The sequence below is a fragment of the Pontibacillus chungwhensis genome (assembly GCF_030166655.1).
GTDB lineage: Bacteria > Bacillota > Bacilli > Bacillales > BH030062 > Pontibacillus.
Genome location: NZ_CP126446.1, coordinates 4,091,560 through 4,108,090, shown reverse-complemented (window position 1 = coordinate 4,108,090; position 16,531 = coordinate 4,091,560). Strand labels below are relative to the sequence as shown.

At 41.2% G+C, this 16,531-nt stretch carries 15 protein-coding genes; 8 read left to right on the top strand and 7 right to left on the bottom strand.

The window, feature by feature from the left end; all coding sequences use genetic code 11:
* Positions 1 to 26: 26 nt before the first annotated feature.
* Positions 27 to 206, top strand: coding sequence for a CxxH/CxxC protein (locus QNI29_RS20710; RefSeq protein ID WP_231419443.1), 180 nt, complete (start codon positions 27 to 29; stop codon positions 204 to 206).
* A gap of 492 nt (positions 207 to 698) precedes the next feature.
* Here the strand turns inward: QNI29_RS20710 and QNI29_RS20705 are convergent, their stop codons facing one another.
* Positions 699 to 2,180, bottom strand: a complete 1,482-nt coding sequence (locus QNI29_RS20705; protein ID WP_231419444.1) for a Na+/H+ antiporter NhaC family protein — start codon at positions 2,178 to 2,180, stop codon at positions 699 to 701.
* Positions 2,181 to 2,201: 21 nt separating this feature from the next.
* Positions 2,202 to 3,605 (bottom strand): NAD-dependent malic enzyme, encoded by a 1,404-nt coding sequence (locus tag QNI29_RS20700; protein WP_231419445.1) that lies wholly within the window; start codon positions 3,603 to 3,605, stop codon positions 2,202 to 2,204.
* Positions 3,606 to 3,743: 138 nt separating this feature from the next.
* Here QNI29_RS20700 and QNI29_RS20695 point away from each other — a divergent pair, with 138 nt between their 5' ends.
* From QNI29_RS20695 to QNI29_RS20675, 5 genes are all read left to right on the top strand, one after another.
* On the top strand, positions 3,744 to 5,045 hold the full coding sequence (locus QNI29_RS20695; RefSeq protein ID WP_231419446.1) for a Glu/Leu/Phe/Val family dehydrogenase: 1,302 nt from the start codon (positions 3,744 to 3,746) through the stop codon (positions 5,043 to 5,045).
* Between the two features lie 367 nt (positions 5,046 to 5,412).
* Positions 5,413 to 6,606 carry a ParM/StbA family protein gene (locus QNI29_RS20690; protein ID WP_231419447.1) on the top strand — a complete coding sequence of 398 codons (1,194 nt, stop codon included), beginning with the start codon at positions 5,413 to 5,415 and terminating at the stop codon, positions 6,604 to 6,606.
* Positions 6,607 to 6,619: 13 nt separating this feature from the next.
* The gene (locus QNI29_RS20685; protein WP_231419448.1) at positions 6,620 to 7,237 is read left to right on the top strand and encodes a hypothetical protein; all 618 of its coding nucleotides are present in this window, start codon (positions 6,620 to 6,622) and stop codon (positions 7,235 to 7,237) included.
* Between the two features lie 99 nt (positions 7,238 to 7,336).
* On the top strand, positions 7,337 to 7,816 hold the full coding sequence (gene rlmH, locus QNI29_RS20680) for a 23S rRNA (pseudouridine(1915)-N(3))-methyltransferase RlmH (RefSeq protein ID WP_231419449.1): 480 nt from the start codon (positions 7,337 to 7,339) through the stop codon (positions 7,814 to 7,816).
* 38 nt (positions 7,817 to 7,854) lie between these two features.
* Positions 7,855 to 8,331: a peptide-methionine (S)-S-oxide reductase gene (locus tag QNI29_RS20675; RefSeq protein ID WP_231419556.1), complete on the top strand. Its 477-nt coding sequence runs from the start codon at positions 7,855 to 7,857 to the stop codon at positions 8,329 to 8,331.
* 113 nt (positions 8,332 to 8,444) lie between these two features.
* Here QNI29_RS20675 and QNI29_RS20670 read toward each other — a convergent pair whose 3' ends face one another.
* Positions 8,445 to 9,443 (bottom strand): tRNA dihydrouridine synthase, encoded by a 999-nt coding sequence (locus tag QNI29_RS20670; RefSeq protein ID WP_231419450.1) that lies wholly within the window; start codon positions 9,441 to 9,443, stop codon positions 8,445 to 8,447.
* A 251-nt stretch (positions 9,444 to 9,694) separates the two neighbouring features.
* On the opposite strand from QNI29_RS20670, the gene QNI29_RS20665 reads away from it, so the two are divergent.
* Complete coding sequence (locus QNI29_RS20665; protein WP_231419451.1) at positions 9,695 to 9,973, top strand: adhesin; 279 nt, start codon at positions 9,695 to 9,697, stop codon at positions 9,971 to 9,973.
* A 253-nt stretch (positions 9,974 to 10,226) separates the two neighbouring features.
* The gene (gene mqo / locus QNI29_RS20660) at positions 10,227 to 11,765 is read left to right on the top strand and encodes a malate dehydrogenase (quinone) (RefSeq protein ID WP_231419452.1); all 1,539 of its coding nucleotides are present in this window, start codon (positions 10,227 to 10,229) and stop codon (positions 11,763 to 11,765) included.
* A gap of 39 nt (positions 11,766 to 11,804) precedes the next feature.
* Here the strand turns inward: mqo and QNI29_RS20655 are convergent, their stop codons facing one another.
* The 4 genes from QNI29_RS20655 to ahpC form a co-directional block, all read right to left on the bottom strand.
* Positions 11,805 to 12,728 carry a pseudouridine-5'-phosphate glycosidase gene (locus tag QNI29_RS20655; protein WP_231419453.1) on the bottom strand — a complete coding sequence of 308 codons (924 nt, stop codon included), beginning with the start codon at positions 12,726 to 12,728 and terminating at the stop codon, positions 11,805 to 11,807.
* A complete protein-coding gene (locus QNI29_RS20650; RefSeq protein ID WP_231419454.1) occupies positions 12,725 to 13,828 on the bottom strand; it encodes a carbohydrate kinase in 1,104 nt (367 codons plus the stop codon). Before QNI29_RS20650 ends, QNI29_RS20655 begins: the two co-directional genes overlap by 4 nt.
* Before the next feature lie 249 nt (positions 13,829 to 14,077).
* Entirely contained in the window at positions 14,078 to 15,610 is a 1,533-nt protein-coding gene (ahpF, locus tag QNI29_RS20645) for an alkyl hydroperoxide reductase subunit F (RefSeq protein ID WP_231419557.1), read from the bottom strand.
* A gap of 12 nt (positions 15,611 to 15,622) precedes the next feature.
* Positions 15,623 to 16,186, bottom strand: coding sequence for an alkyl hydroperoxide reductase subunit C (gene ahpC, locus QNI29_RS20640; RefSeq protein WP_231419455.1), 564 nt, complete (start codon positions 16,184 to 16,186; stop codon positions 15,623 to 15,625).
* Positions 16,187 to 16,531: the final 345 nt, after the last annotated feature.

Below are 16,531 nucleotides of genomic sequence, written 5' to 3'. Positions count from 1 at the left end.
ATTCTTAAATAAGGGAGGTGTGGAGTTTGAAATTATTTGTATGTCAGGATCATGTTGATCGGGGGATTGATGTCATTGTGGATGAGTGTGAAACTTTCCCGAACTTAGATCAACTTAATAAAGATGAACAATTATCCACAGCGTGTGAATACTGTAGTGAGTCTGCTACATATATAGTGGCGAACGCAGGTTCTAATACCAAATAAAGTGATTCATTTGTGTATATGTGGATAACTTTGTGTATAACTTGTTTATATACCCCTTTCCCTTGTTAGTATCACAAGAACTTTAAGATTGTGGATAAGTATGTTGATAAGTTGGAATAGTCGTACAATTTTGATAAGAAGAGTAAAGGAAAACGTCAGTTTCTTAATAGAAACTGACGTTTTTATATGCTAAGACTAAAGGTCCCATCCCTAAGAACTAATCAGATTTTGAGACATTCATTTTGCTTAAATTCAGCAAAGAAAATAATAAATCAGGACAAATTGTACTATTACTTTCTTGTTATAAAACCGGAATAGTTACAAAAAAGTAGTGGAGAAGGTTCGTGTTGGTCTATGAAACGTGAAGCTTTTGAGTAAACCTAGACGATTGAAATAAACTGTGGATAAATATCTCCTTAATTTATGCAAAGAGATGCGTGTGTTAGAAATTCTAAAAAACAGCCCCATGAAGAACCCTTTTAAAGGGATCCTTTATTTAGTGGGTTTAATTTCTTCTCCGTTTTCACCTTTATAGCGAAGCCCCCAACCTGTCAGGGCCGAAATAAACATCACTAGTAATAGAAACCATCCTTGAAAGACAAAAGGAAATACTTCCGTAGGACCTACGACAGGTAGAAATTCATATTCCTTGGCTGCTCCTTTTATAGTTGCCCAAGCTAACAATACACCACCACTCCATGGGAAGATGTAGCCTAAGGATGACGAAACAGTATCAAGGAAATTGGCTCTTCTGTATGGATGTATATTAAACTCTTCCCCAATTTTCCGAACAAAAGGTCCTGCCGTAATTTCAGCAGCGGTGTTAATGGTTATAAATACATTTAAAAAGGCTACGATGGCGAAAATCGAAAGTTCAGCACGTCGGACAATTCCATCTATAATTTTTAAAAAGAAGTTTTTAATGGCTTCCATCGTACCAGCTAGCTCCATTAGGTGAGCGGCTGCTAATATAAATAGAATGAGGATCGCCATATTAAAATATCCACCGATTCCGTTCATTAATGCGCCTCCAATTGCAGCTTCCCCTGCTTCGTTGCGATAGATATAAAGTACTTTACGAAGGGGGACTCCAATTATAATGATCATGACAATCGAGGATACAATTCCTATTGTTAATGATGTTAATAAGTGGCGTCCGGAAAGAGCCAAAAATAATACAATAGCAAATGGAATGAGCATCAATAAACCTGTAGGTGTTACTTGTTCTTGAAGCTGAAGAAAGGCTTCTTTATTGCTTGATTGCTCGCCTCCTCCTAAAATAACAAACAATATCAATGCAGGTATAGCTGCTGTAATGGAATACTTAAACCGAGAGCGGACTACTCCAGGTACATCCGCTTCCTGAGTTGTAGCTGAAACGATGGTGGTGTCCGATACAGGGGCTAAGTTATCACCAAATACAGCTCCGCTTAATATAGCTGCCAGTAATATAACGGGGTCAGCCCCTAATATAATTCCTGCAGGAAACATAAGTATTCCGAACGTTGCTACAGTCCCGTACCCTGTTCCTACGGCTGTTGAGAATACACCAGCCAATAGGAAGGTTAATCCTACAATAAAGCCACCTTCAAGGCCTGTCTGAAATCCAACCCAAATTAGACCTTCTACCAGTCCTCCGGCCGCTAAGAGTTTAGCGAACATCCCTGCCCAAAACCAAGCAATGACTGCAATAATTCCTATCGGTTGAGCCATTCCCTCTACTAATCCTTGGGCGTAATCTTTCCAAACGGTTTTACAGAAGAATAGGCCGAGTGCGACGCCGATTACCATACCCAAAACAAGGGCTTCCTCTGTAACCAGCTTTGTCACACTTAAAGAGATGGCCCAAATAATAAAAAACACAAGCGGGATGGTAGCGGTAAATGGGCCTCCGTAGAACGCCAAATGCTTAATGTCTTTTTTGCCAACGGCTTCTTCTGCATCTTGTCGTTGCTTTTTATCGTCTTCGTTCATTTGAGTGCTCCTTTTTCGTATCTATTCTGGTTCAATCTGAGACACACCCGTGTTAACGGCTGCATCTATAACGGCTTGGCGAATAGAGGGGACGACTTCCTTGTTAAACACACTCGGAATAATATATTCGGCGTCTAACTCCTCTTCTCCAATAGTTGAAGCAATTGCTTTAGCCGCGGCAAGCTTCATTTCATCATTAATTTCCGTAGCGCGACAGTCTAGTGCCCCCCTGAATATACCTGGGAAACACAATACGTTATTTACTTGGTTTGGATAATCGGATCTCCCTGTAGCAATAACAGCTGCATAAGGCTTTGCTTCTTCTGGTTTTATTTCTGGATTCGGATTGGCTAAAGCAAATATGATTGGATCCTTGGCCATTTTTTTAATATCAGCTTTGGTTAATAGTCCAGGCGCTGAAACACCTATGAACACATCAGCATTCTTTATGACCTCGCATAGTTTTCCCTTTTCCTGCTTTGGATTGGTTTTTTGAGCGAATTCATTCCAACCGGGACGATCGTAGTTTTGATTGCAATGAAGCGCTCCCTCAACATCGACGCCTATAATCGTTTTCGCTCCTGCTTTTAGTAGCATGTTGGTAATGGCCATACCTGCTGCACCAATCCCACAAACGATAATTTTACAGTCCTTGATAGGCTTAGAAACGAGTTTGAGGGCATTTAACAATCCGGCTAATGCAACAATAGCTGTGCCGTGCTGATCGTCGTGAAACACTGGAATGACTAATTCTTTATTTAGGCGTTCTTCAATGGAAAAGCAGTTTGGAGAAGCTATGTCTTCTAGGTTAATCCCTCCAAATGTGGGCTGGAGTGCCTTAACAATTGTAATGATTTCTTCAGGATCTTGAGTATCTAGACAGATAGGGTAAGCATCAATATCAGCGAATTGCTTGAATAGCATGGCTTTTCCTTCCATGACAGGCATGGCTGCTTCTGGTTTAATCTTTCCTAAACCGAGAACTGCGGTTCCGTCTGAAATCACTGCCACAGCATTCTTCTTAATGGTATAGTCGTGGGCTAGTTCTACATTTTCATCAATTGCTTCGCACACTCTAGCTACCTCAGGTGTGTAAACACGCGACATATCATCACGGCTATCAATTTTGATTTTAGGCATAATGTGAATCTTGCCACCTGAATGAGCGAGGAAAGTACGGTCAGTGGTCTGTTGAATCGTAATCCCTGTTAACTTCCTTAATTCAGCCGTAATACGATTTTGAACCTCTTCCTGATGAATGTTAATACTTAGATCCCGTATAGTAGAGTTTCTATTTTCCTTAATAACATCTATGGCGACAAGATCCCCGCCTGCTGAACTAATAACAGTAGCAATCTGACCGAAAGAAGCTGTCTTCTTATCAAGTTTCAGTCGCAATATAAAGCTTATACTCGATTTGCTCATGGGTATGAATGTCCTCTCTGTATGAATAGTGTTCTTATCTTTCCAAATGAAACAATAAATATGACGAATGTTTACATAAGGAAACGTAAATGGTGACACATTACTAATATGTAAATGTACGAGAGGTAGGGAAAAGCTATGGAAAAACATAAAGCAGAAGCAGATATTTCTACACATGATCAAAATCCATATACGATTGTAAAACAATTACTCAGTGAATCCGTGGAACAGTTAGGGTTAGATGAGAGCATCTATCACATCTTAAAGAAACCGATGAGGGTGATGGAAGTATCAATTCCTATTCGCAAAGAGGACGGTTCTGTTGAGAACTATACAGGCTATCGTTCACAGCACCTTGACGTACTAGGGCCATGTAAAGGGGGAATACGCTTCCATCCCTCTGTAACCCTTGATGAAGTAAAGGCTCTATCGATCTGGATGTCCTTGAAATCAGCCATTATTGAGTTACCCCTCGGAGGAGGGAAGGGGGGAGTGATTGTAAACCCGAATGACTTAAATCAAAGAGAGTTAGAAGAGCTAAGTAGAAGTTACATTCGGAAGATTACACCTGTCATTGGCCCAGAAAAGGATATACCTGCTCCGGATATGAATACAACTCCTGAAATTATGGCATGGATGATCGATGAATACGACAAACTACGTGGTTACAATATACCAGGGCTCATTACAGGCAAACCGATCATTATAGGGGGATCTGAGGGGCGCCTTGATGCTACGGGACGTGGAGTGGTTATTCATATAAGAGAAGCGGCCAACGCCCTTGATATTGACCTATCAAGAGCTACAGCTGCATTACAGGGGTTTGGAAATGTAGGAAGCGCAACAGCTAAATTCTTACATGAAACCGGCGTAAAAGTAGTAGCTGTAACAGATGTGTCGGGTGGAATATACAAAGAAGAAGGATTAGACATCCCGGCTCTCTTAGAATTTATAGGGGAGGGGAATGTCATTGCTGACTTTGAACATTGCACCTCCATTTCAAACGAAGAGATGTTTGCACTCCCTGTAGACATCCTCATTCCAGCTGCATTAGAAAATCAGATTACAAAAGATACAGCACCTAAAATCCAGGCAAAAATCGTTGCTGAAGCCGCTAACGGTCCAACTACACCAGAAGGAAACCGTATTTTAGAAGAAAAGGGGATCTTTATTATTCCGGATATCCTGTGTAATGCCGGAGGCGTAACCGTATCTTACTTTGAATGGGTCCAAAATACGATGAATTATTATTGGAAAGAAGAGAAAGTGAACACAGAACTTGAAGAGAAAATGATTGCTGCCTTTAAGCGAGTATACTCGATGAAAGAGGAGAAAGGCTGCGAAATGCGTCAGGCAGCTTATATGGTGGGGATACGCCATCTTGTACTAGCACTTAAAGCGAGAGGTTGGATACAAAATGGAGATCTCTCTAAGTTATAAGACCTAGTCACATTCTGGTTACTCGAGACGAATAGATATAAACATGAAGAGAGAAGGTTAAATGCTTCTCTCTTTCTTTTATGGTTTGTGTTTACAAAAATGTGTACATGTATACAATTACGTAAACAAGTATACGGAAAACGTAAACATTAAGTAAACAAAAGTGTATACAAGTACACAAAAGCGTATACATGTTGATATAACAGTATGTGTACAGATTTCGTATACATGTAAACATAAACCGTACACATGTATACAGAAATGTCGACAAAAGAAGACATTGACTGTTGTCTAAATCTTCTATATCTTTTAGGTATCGGATAGAGACTCTAGTCATTAACTTCAAAAAAGAAGGGGAGCTAGTTTCATGACAAATTCAAGAATTGCAGCTGTTGATGTTGGTAATGATGCCCTAAAGGCGTTATTCGGTAAGTTAGATTCGGAGCTTTATATTCCAAACGTGATTGCTAGAGATATTGAAGATCGTCCTGTAATAGGAATAGAAGAATTAGACGAAAAGGATCCTGTAGATAATCTACATATCCGCGTGCATTCGCCTGCCTTAAAGGACAATAATGCGATTTACCGTGTAGGAAATCTAGCAACAAAGAGTAGTAACTCTACTGAATTAGATCCAGGAAGTAGTAAGTCTGAAGAAGATCAGACATTGGTTATGCTGTTTGCCTCATTAGCCCTTGATGCAGTATCAAGAGAAGACGATACTAGAAAGCATCATGGAAATAACCGAAACGTTGTGGACGCTAACTATACGCTTGGAACAGGACTACCTCTTAGAGAAGTAAAAGAAGGAAAAGACGTAGGCTATCGCTCTCAGTTACTCGGTTCTGTTCACCAGGTCGAGTTCCTTGTAACACCAAAGTATCAGGGTATGAAAGTAAATCTTAAATTTGATGAAGTAAAAGTATACCCAGAAGGATTCGCAGCGTTCGTCAATCTTGTCATGGATAACGATTTAAATGTGATCAATAAAGACTTAATTGATAAGCAAATCTTAATTCAAGACATTGGTGGATTATCAACGGATATTGCCGTGATTCGTAACCGCAATGTAGATGATGATAAAGCACAAGGGTTTAACCTTGGAGTGGCTGAATCATTAGAAGCCATCCGTGATGAAATCCGGACAAAACATGGCGTAGAGTTAGACAGTCGTCGTGATGTGGTCGATATCATTACGCGTAAAAATGATCGACACCACATCATGGTGAAAGGAAGTCGGACAAGCGTCCATGATATTACAGATCGTATTCTTTTAGAATTAGCGAAGAAGCAATACCGCTATCTGCGCAATGTTTGGCAGCGAAATTCTCAGTCTGAAATTTGCTATTTCGTTGGCGGCGGTTCTGCCGTTTTAAAAGATTACTTAAAATCCCTCAATAATAGTCTGGATGGATTTAATATTGAGTTCTTTGAAGACGAAAATGAAAGCATTTGGATGATGGCGAATGCTTATTACAAACTAGTATCTGATTTCGTTAGGAAAACAAAGAGAGATAAAAAACAGGAGAAGCAAAAACAAGAAGCGACTTCTGCTAAGTAGATAGGAAGATTTCATGGGAGATTCCAAAAAAGGTATTCAAAGAGGCCAGGCAATCACATTCCGTATTCCTTCAGATACACCGGATTATGTATTGAAGCAACTCCAACATTTAAAGGAAACGGAAAAACGCAATTTCTCAAGCCGAATTGCTCAGTATGTTATGCAAGGGGTATCAGAAACGCGTTCTAAGGAGAAAGAGACCGTTACGGTTTCATTACCAAAATCATTAACGAAAGAACAGCGGAATTGGCTTAAACATGAACATTCAGAAGCTTTAATGGGTAGTATACTCTACCAATTGCTTATGGACCCAATTCGGGCTACCTCTCTTTATGCGTCGTTACACAACAACGCTTATGATTTTGATGATGTTCTAGAGCTTCAAGAACAAGTGGAGTCAGCCATTCAGGCAAAGTCTTACGCTGTAGCTTCTGGGCAAGATAACGCGTCCTCCTATACAAACGACTGGCGAGAAAATGAGTCACCGGCTGAGGATAACTGGACGACTGATGATGATCTTGATGATATTAATCTTGATCACTTACAAGAGGAGATCCATAAGGAAGAGGAAAAGGTGGAATTCGACGAAGATGATCCACTAGCAGACTTCTTCTCCTCCATGAATAAATAAGAAATCACCCCAAAGTCATCTGTGACTTTGGGGTTTTTTATACTCTAACACTGTTTCATGATACGATAAACGTAAGAAATAGACCGAAGGAGTATAACTATGAAGATCACCATTATTTCTGTTGGAAAACTAAAAGAAAAATACTTAAAACAAGGCATCAGCGAATATGAAAAGAGACTGGGAGCTTATGCCTCGATCGATTTAATTGAAGTTCCTGATGAAAAGGCTCCTGAAAACCTAAGTGAAGCCCAAATGGAAGAGGTGAAGCAGAAAGAAGGAGAGCGCATTCTTGCTAAGGTTAATCCTGATGCTCATGTCATTACGTTAGAGATTGAAGGAAATATGCTTACATCTGAGAAACTGGCGAAACAGTTGGATCAGCTGGCTACTTATGGGAAGAGCAAAGTAACCTTTGTTATCGGAGGGTCATTAGGTTTAAGTGAAGAAGTGACTGCGCGCTCAGACTTCGCTTTATCGTTCTCGAAAATGACGCTCCCCCACCAGTTAATGAGGCTTGTGCTTTTAGAGCAAATATATCGTGCGTTTCGGATTAATCGGGGGGAACCGTACCATAAATAAAGAAGAGCTTACATGCTTAAACAAGGAGGTACATGATGATGGAAACAGTCTATATAGCTGGTGGATGTCTCTGGGGCGTGCAAGAATTCATCAAGACACTCCCTGGCGTTACATCTACAGAAGCGGGAAGAGCGAATGGGACGAGTCCTACACTCGGAGGGGACTATGACGGCTACGCTGAATGTGTCAAAACAACATTTGATCCGGCGGTTGTAAACATAAAAGATTTAATGGGGTATCTCTTTGAAATCATTGACCCCTACAGCCTGAATCAACAAGGGGAAGATGTAGGCGTGAAATATAGAACAGGTGTGTATAGCGAGGCCCCTGAGCATTTGGAAGATGCACAAGCGTTTATAAGGGAAAGAGAGGACGCTAGACGTATCGTAGTGGAAGTTTTACCACTTACTAACTATGTAAGAAGTGCGGAAGAACACCAGGATCGGTTAACCAGATGTCCGGGAGATTATTGTCATATCTCTGAAGATCTATTAAATAAATACAAGCGGGTTTAACATCAAAGAAGCAGTGCGGTATTGAAAAGTAATATAAAAAACGAGGAGAGCTTAAGGCTCTCCTCGTTTTTTTATTACCTAGCATAGTTCGCATGAAATACACGAGAGATTATTTAAGAAATTGAAAAACCTTTCTCTTCTTCCACTCCATTATTCTCTGTAAATTCATCAAGGAGAGCACGGACTTCATCAGTTGATTCAGTGCTCATCAATTGATTTCGTAACTCGCTTGCTCCTCGGAAGCCTTTAACATAAATCTTAAAGAAGCGGCGAAGTGGTTTGAAGAGGCGCGGCTCTAATTCCTCTGAATATTTATCATGAAGATCGAGCTGCAAACGTAGAAGATCAAGCAACTCCTCACTGGTATGCTCTTTCTTCTCTGTTTCGAAGCAGAATGGATTATGGAAGACTCCTCGTCCAATCATAACCCCATCTACACCATATTTCTCAACAAGTTCAAGCCCCTTCTGACGGTCAGGGATATCCCCATTAATAGTTAGAAGTGTATCAGGAGCTACTTCGTCACGAAGCTTCTTAATCTCAGGAATCAGCTCCCAGTGAGCATCCACATTACTCATCTCTTTTTTCGTACGGAGGTGGATGGAGAGGTTAGCTATATCCTGTTCTAAAAGGTGTCGAAGCCAGTCGTGCCACTCCTCGACTTCTGTGTAACCTAGGCGGGTTTTTACACTTACAGGAAGGCCTCCTGCTTTAGCCGCCTGTACAATTTCCGCTGCAACATCCGGACGGCGTATGAGTCCGCAACCTTTCCCTTTTGTAGCAACATTCGGTGCAGGGCAACCCATATTGATATCGACTCCGCGATATCCCATTTCAGCCATTCCAATGCTCATTTGTCGGAAGTATTCAGGTTTATCTCCCCAAATATGGGCAACAATCGGCTGTTCATCCTCTGTGAATGTCAGACGGCCACGAACGCTATCTTTGCCTCTTGGATGGCAGTAGCTTTCCGTATTTGTGAACTCTGTAAAGAATACGTCCGGCCTTGCTGCTTCACTCACGACATGACGAAATACAACATCCGTTACAGCTTCCATCGGTGCCAAAACAAAAAACGGTCGCGGCAACTCATGCCAAAAATTATCTTTCATACTATATCTGAACCCTTTCCTTAAGGGAAAACAAGTTCCCAAAGTTAAAAGTGAAAATGTTTTTTTCTAATTCGTTTCCATTTAGAATAGAAAGCAATCATTATATACTTTAATAGTATCCAACGAAAAGTGCAAGGGAACGAATCTCTTCGTTGGATGAGACACGCTACTTTCGGTATATGTTAAAATTTTCAGTGTGTTTGATAACAAAATAAAAGTTGAGAATAGATTGTAGATAGGAGAGATCAAAAGTGAAAATTTCAAATGAAGCTAAAGAACAAATTCTACAAATAATCGATGAAGAGGAGTCCTCCAACCTTAGAATATTCGCTGCAGGAGGGTGTGGAGGAACCCAATTGGGGATGGGACTTGAAGAGCCGGCTGAGTCCGATCTTATAACTGAAGTCAACGGCATTCGGGTTTCCATAGAATCTTCTATGCAGGATATAGCGAAAGACATTGAATTAGATTTGGAAGAATCAAGCGAAGGTGTCGATTTTATTATTAAGGGGCTTCCGCATACTGAATGACGTGAAGTATGATTATTTAGCTAAGAAATGGGAAATGATAAAGTATAAAAGTTTCGTTTAAATGGTTCACCGTAATTGGTTTTACAACTCTCATTACAACCGATTATAAAGTGGGTATTGCAATAGAATTAATTTTCAATATTTTTGGAAAGTGATACACTAGTAGTAGGTTATAAAATACTAGAAAAGATGAGGCACCCGGGGCGGGATGAAATGTTTCCTCTTTTCTGTAAGACATAGGGAGTATGGGACTATGAGTAAAAACTATGAAAAAACCGACGCGATCCTGATTGGTGCAGGAATTATGAGCGCTACGTTAGGATCATTGCTGAAAGAATTAGTGCCAGAGTGGAAAATTAGAGTATTTGAAAAGTTAAACAGTGCAGGAGAAGAAAGTTCGAATGTATGGAACAATGCGGGTACGGGACATGCGGCTTTATGTGAACTCAACTATACAAAGGAACAATCCGATGGCTCCATTGATATTTCAAAGGCCATTAAAGTGAATGAGCAGTTCCAAGTATCCAAGCAATTTTGGACGTATTTAATTCAGAATGATCGCATTAAGAAACCACAAGAGTTTATTATGCCATTGCCTCATCTGAGCTTTGTGCAAGGGAAGCAGAATGTTGAATTCCTGAGAAAGCGCTACCGAACGATGTCAGAACACCCTCAGTTTCAGGGTATGCAGTTTTCTGATAATCAAGAAGAGTTGAAAGCATGGATGCCTGTCATGATGGAGAGTCGTAATCCAGAAGAAGCGGTTGCTGCTACGAAAATGGACTCAGGAACAGATGTGAATTTCGGGACCATTACGCGTAAAATGTTTGATTATCTAGAAGCAACAGATGTAGAGCTTAACTACCAGCATAGTGTACAGAATTTAAACAGACTTGAGGATGGATCCTGGGAAGTGAAAGTATTAAACCAGGCTCAAAACCGAATTGAGTACCACGTTACGGATTTTGTTTTCATTGGGGGAGGCGGAGGAAGTCTTCACCTTCTTCAGAAATCAGGTATTCCAGAGTCTAAGCACATTGGTGGTTTCCCGGTGAGCGGTCAGTTTTTGGTTTGTAACAATCCAGAAGTTGTGGAGAAACACAATGCGAAAGTATACGGGAAAGCAAAAGTAGGGGCACCGCCAATGTCTGTTCCTCATTTGGATACTCGTTATATTGATGGAAAGAGAACCTTATTATTCGGTCCATTTGCTGGCTTTTCTCCGAAGTTCCTTAAGAAAGGTTCGTTTCTTGATTTATTTACATCTGTTAAAACAGATAATCTTGCGACCATGTCAGCAGCGGGGGTAAAGAATGCTTCACTTACTAAGTATTTAATTGAACAAGTGGTTCAATCTAAAGAAAAGCGGATGGAAGAGTTAAGAGAATTCATCCCTGACGCTAATAGTGGTGATTGGAGTCTGTCTGTCGCTGGTCAACGTGTGCAGGTCATAAAAGACACGGATGACAGTGGGAAAGGAACGCTTCAGTTTGGAACGGAAGTTGTTCACTCCTCTGACGGTTCCATTGCTGCCTTACTTGGAGCTTCACCAGGGGCCTCTACAGCTGTTCAAGTTATGCTTGATCTGATGGAGAGTTGCTTCCCTCAACAGATGGAAGAGTGGAAACCGAGAATCCAAGAGATGATTCCTTCTTACGGGTTAACATTAGCTGACCACCCTGAGCTTCTCAAGGATATTCATAAGAATACAGATCAAGCACTTGGTTTAAATAAACGACCTCTTTATAGTTATCTTTCAGAGGAAGAAAACGATATAAGTCAGACTTCTTAAGACGTAGTAAAAAGGACTTTTCTAATGAAAAGTCCTTTTTTATATAAGTAACGTTTGTTTTGCGTAGTGTACGGCAATTTGGGCCCCGAGCCTTGCATTCGATTTTACAAGTTGGATATTAGCCGCTAAACTCTTACCTTCTGTTGCTTGGTTCACTTGATCTAATAGAAATGGTGTGACGTCTTTTCCTTCTATATTTAGTGACTTTGCCTTTGCAATCGCTGAATCAATGACCCCGTTAATGAACTGCTCATCCATTGCATATTCTTCAGGAATTGGATTAGCAATGACAGCCCCTCCATTGATCTCTAACTCCCATTTAGCTTTAAGAATAGAGGCAATCTCACTAGGCGCGTTCACTTGATAATGAACAGCAAATGGGGAGGTGCGAGTGAAAAAGGCAGGAAGCGTCTGCGTCTGATAGCCCATGACAGGCACGCCTTTTGTTTCTAAGTACTCAAGAGTAAGACCTAAATCTAAAATTGACTTAGCGCCGGCACAGACAACGCCTACATTGGTATGAGCTAACTCCTCTAAGTCCGCAGATATATCCATAGTGGTTTCACCCTCGCGATGGACGCCGCCGATTCCTCCTGTGACAAAGATCTGGATACCGGCTAGTTCTGCACAAATCATCGTAGCTGCAACGGTTGTGGCACCTGGTTTTTTAGTAGCTACTAGATAAGGAATATCTTTACGGGAGGCTTTGGCTATATCGTTTCTTGAGCCTAGTTCTTCAAGTTCTTCGTCTGTTAAACCGATTTTAATCTTTCCGTCTAGAATAGCGATCGTTGCCGGCACAGCTCCGTTCTCGCGAATAATTTGTTCTACCTCTCTTGCTGTGGCTACATTTTGTGGGTACGGCATTCCGTGAGAGATTATTGTTGATTCAAGAGCTACAATCGGTTTACCGTGTTTTGCTGCTTCTTCAACTTCTGGAGATCTTGTTAAGTGTACGTTCATATTTTTTCCTCCTGAGCGTTTAATAGTTGGGGAGTTAAATCTGGACGAACGGTGTAATGAGATTGGATACATAAAGTCGCACTTTGAAGGCCTGTTTGAATCGCTCCTCTTAGCGTCTTTCCTTCTAACCATGAATAGATTACAGCAGCTGCGAACGCATCTCCGGCTCCTGTTACGTCTTGTACTTCTGGTATAGTAGCTGTTTCATATAGCTCGATGCCCTCGGCTGAACCCACCATTACTCCGTGTTCACCCCAGGTAACGGTTACATAGGATACGCCACGCTCCAGCCAATAGGTAACGGCGTCCTCCCATTGCTTATTCGTTTCAATTGTCATCCCAAGATAAGACGCGCTCTCTTCCACGTTTGTCATTAACCATGTAAGGCCGCTCAAATCTTTAGGCAGACGCTTCATTTTAGGGATCGATACGGTAACAAAAGCAAGCGGTACGTGAAAGCTTTGTGCCTTCTGCAAGAGATAATAGAGACCTTCTTTGGGACAATTTAAATCTGCGATGATGCAGGAAGCTTGTTTCAGTTTCTTATCGTGTGTGCTTAGTAAAGGAGGGAGGATATAGTCATAGACTTCCATATCAGCGAAAGCTACAGTCATGTCTCCTTCAGCGTTTAAGACAGCCGTATAGGTCCCGGTAGAGGCAGACGGAATATGAAGAACGGTGTCTAACTGGATGAGCGACGAGGCACGTTCAATGATTTCCCAGTCCGCATCTTTACCTGCAGCTGTAATTAAACTTGGATTATAGCCAAGTCTACCCAGGTTTTCTGCTATATTCCGAGCCACTCCGCCCACACTGTAACTTGATTGCACCGGATTAGACGTATGAAGCTGAAAAGGCTCTAAACTACGAAACTTTCGGTCAACGTTGGCCCCCCCTACACATACGACCTGTTGGGAATCATTCAATACATAGGCACGCCCTAATAAAACATCTTTCTGAACAAGACTTGAAACCAGGTTGGCTACAGTGGAACGTGATAAATGAAGGGTTTCTGATAAGTCTTGTTGAGACACATAAGGGTTCTTTTGAATTAACTCATAAACTTGGCGTTCTCGTTCTGTCAGCTTCGCGGTGGACATAGGGATCACTCCAAACTTTAGTTTGAATAAGTAAACATTTGTCATTTATACCGTATATGTATTTTTGTGGTGTGTAAATAATTGTAAGAGAAGTCGCACGTCCGACTTCTTAAAAGGGGGAGTCCATCTATTTCAAGAGAGGAGCGTTGGGGATATCGTTTCTCCAGTACTCCCATGGAAAGAGATATAAAAAAAGACATACAAAAAGACGCCCGTCCAAAGGACGAGCGTCTTTCAAAAGTTCTATGATTAGTTGCGAATCAGGTAATCAAATGCGCCTAAGGCAGCATTTGCGCCTGTTCCCATAGAGATAATGATTTGATTATACGGAACATCTGTCACATCACCAGCAGCAAATAGACCAGGGATGCTTGTGGCATTGCGCTTATCAACGACAATTTCGCCAATTTGGTTACGCTCAATGGATTCGTCTAACCATTCTGTGTTTGGAACAAGTCCAATTTGGACGAACACGCCTTCTAGCTTAACGTGATTCTCCTGACCTGTCTCGCGATCCACATACGTAATACCGTTTACGTTAGCGTCTCCAGTGATCTCAGTTGTTTGGGCGTTGGTATGAATCGTTATGTTAGGAAGGCTGTTTGCACGTTCTTGTAAGACTTGGTCGGCTTTAAGTTCTGAAGCAAACTCAAGTACTGTAACGTGCTTCACAATGCCTGCAAGGTCAATAGCTGCTTCAATTCCGGAGTTACCTCCGCCGATCACAGCTACGTCTTTTCCTTCAAATAAAGGACCATCACAGTGAGGGCAGTATGCCACACCTTTATTTTTGAACTCTTCTTCACCTGGTACGCCAACTTGACGCCAGCGTGCACCGGTCGAGATGATGACACTTTTACTTTTTAGGACGCCACCATTATCAAGCCCGAGCTCGAACATACCATCGTTCTTCTCTAAGCTGCTTGCACGCTGAAGGTTCATGACATCAATGTCGTAATCCTTCACGTGTTCTTCAAGGCTTGCAGCAAGCTTCGGTCCTTCTGTGCTTGATACGCTAATAAAGTTTTCAATACTCATGGTGTCTAGAACCTGACCGCCGAAACGCTCAGCTACGACGCCTGTACGAATTCCTTTACGAGCAGCATAAATGGCCGCACTTGCACCAGCTGGGCCACCACCGACAACTAAAACATCATATGGGTCTTTATCTGTAAATTCTTCAGCGCTAGGACCTTCAACAATCTTATCTAAGATCTCTTCTAACGTCATGCGACCACCGCTCAAGAATTCTCCATTAAGATGCAGAGAAGGAACAGCCATCACGTTTTTACTTTCAGCTTCTTCTTTGAAAGCTGCGCCGTCAATCATCGTATGAGTAATACCAGGATTTAAAACACTCATCATGTTTAAGGCCTGGACCACATCAGGGCAGTTATGACAGCTTAAGCTAACATACGTTTCAAAGTTGTACTCACCTTTAATGTTCTTAACCTGATCGATGACACTTTGGTCAACTTTAGGGGCTCTGCCACTAACTTGTAGAAGAGCAAGAACTAAAGACGTAAATTCATGTCCAAGAGGAATACCTGCGAACGTAACTCCAGTATCTTCTCCGACGCGATTCACACTAAAGCTAGGCGTTCTGGATAATTGTGCTTCCTCGAATGTAATCTTAGAAGACATAGAAGCTAGCTCTTCTACAAGAGCTAGCATGTCTTTTGATACTTTATCAGAACCTGCACTAACTTTAAGCACGATATCGCTTTCCAATAGTTCTAGATATTGGTTTAATTGAGCTTTAATATCTGCTTCAAGCATTATGAGTGCACTCCTTTAGATTTTACCTACTAGATCTAGGCTTGGTGTAAGTGTTTCAGAACCTTCTTCCCATTTAGCTGGGCAAACTTCACCTGGATTCTGACGAACGTATTGAGCTGCTTTGATTTTACCAACAAGGTTGCTTGCGTCACGGCCAATTCCGCCAGCGTTAATTTCTACTGTTTGGATAACACCGTCTGGATCGATGATGAATGTACCACGATCTGCAAGACCTTCTTCTTCGTTTAGTACCTCAAAGTTACGAGAAATTGTTTGAGAAGGGTCACCGATCATTGTATAAGTGATCTTGTTAATCTTTTCTGAGCTATCGTGCCAACCTTTGTGAACGAAATGAGTATCTGTTGAAACAGAGTAAACTTCAGCACCTAGTTCTTGAAGTGCTGCATATTCGTTTTGAAGATCTTCAAGTTCAGTTGGGCAAACGAATGAAAAGTCTGCAGGATAGAAGCAAACGACGCTCCACTGACCTTTAAAGTTTTCTTCTGTTACGTCAACGAATTCACCGTTTTTGAATGCTTTCGCGTTAAATGGTTGTACTTCAGTACCGATTAATGACATGAAAAATCCTCCTCTTTTTTGTGTAAAAGTTATTAATTTAAAATCATTATAATTCAAAAACTATTATTATATATCTGCGATGATTTGTCAAGTTGTTCCCGCATATTAAAGCTGTAAATGTGATTTAGATGGATAGGGTATCGAAAATAAGGTTGATATGGTGTGATTACATTAGAGGGAATGAGCTGATTCGATTATCATTCTCATTACTTATATTATTACCTGTGTTCGTGTTCTCTTAAACGTTTGAGCATTCTATTTTGTACTAAAATGCGTGCGGATATTCATAGAAAAAAGGCCTGCTTATGTTAAAGAAGCAGGCCTTTTTATCATAAAATAGTTCTC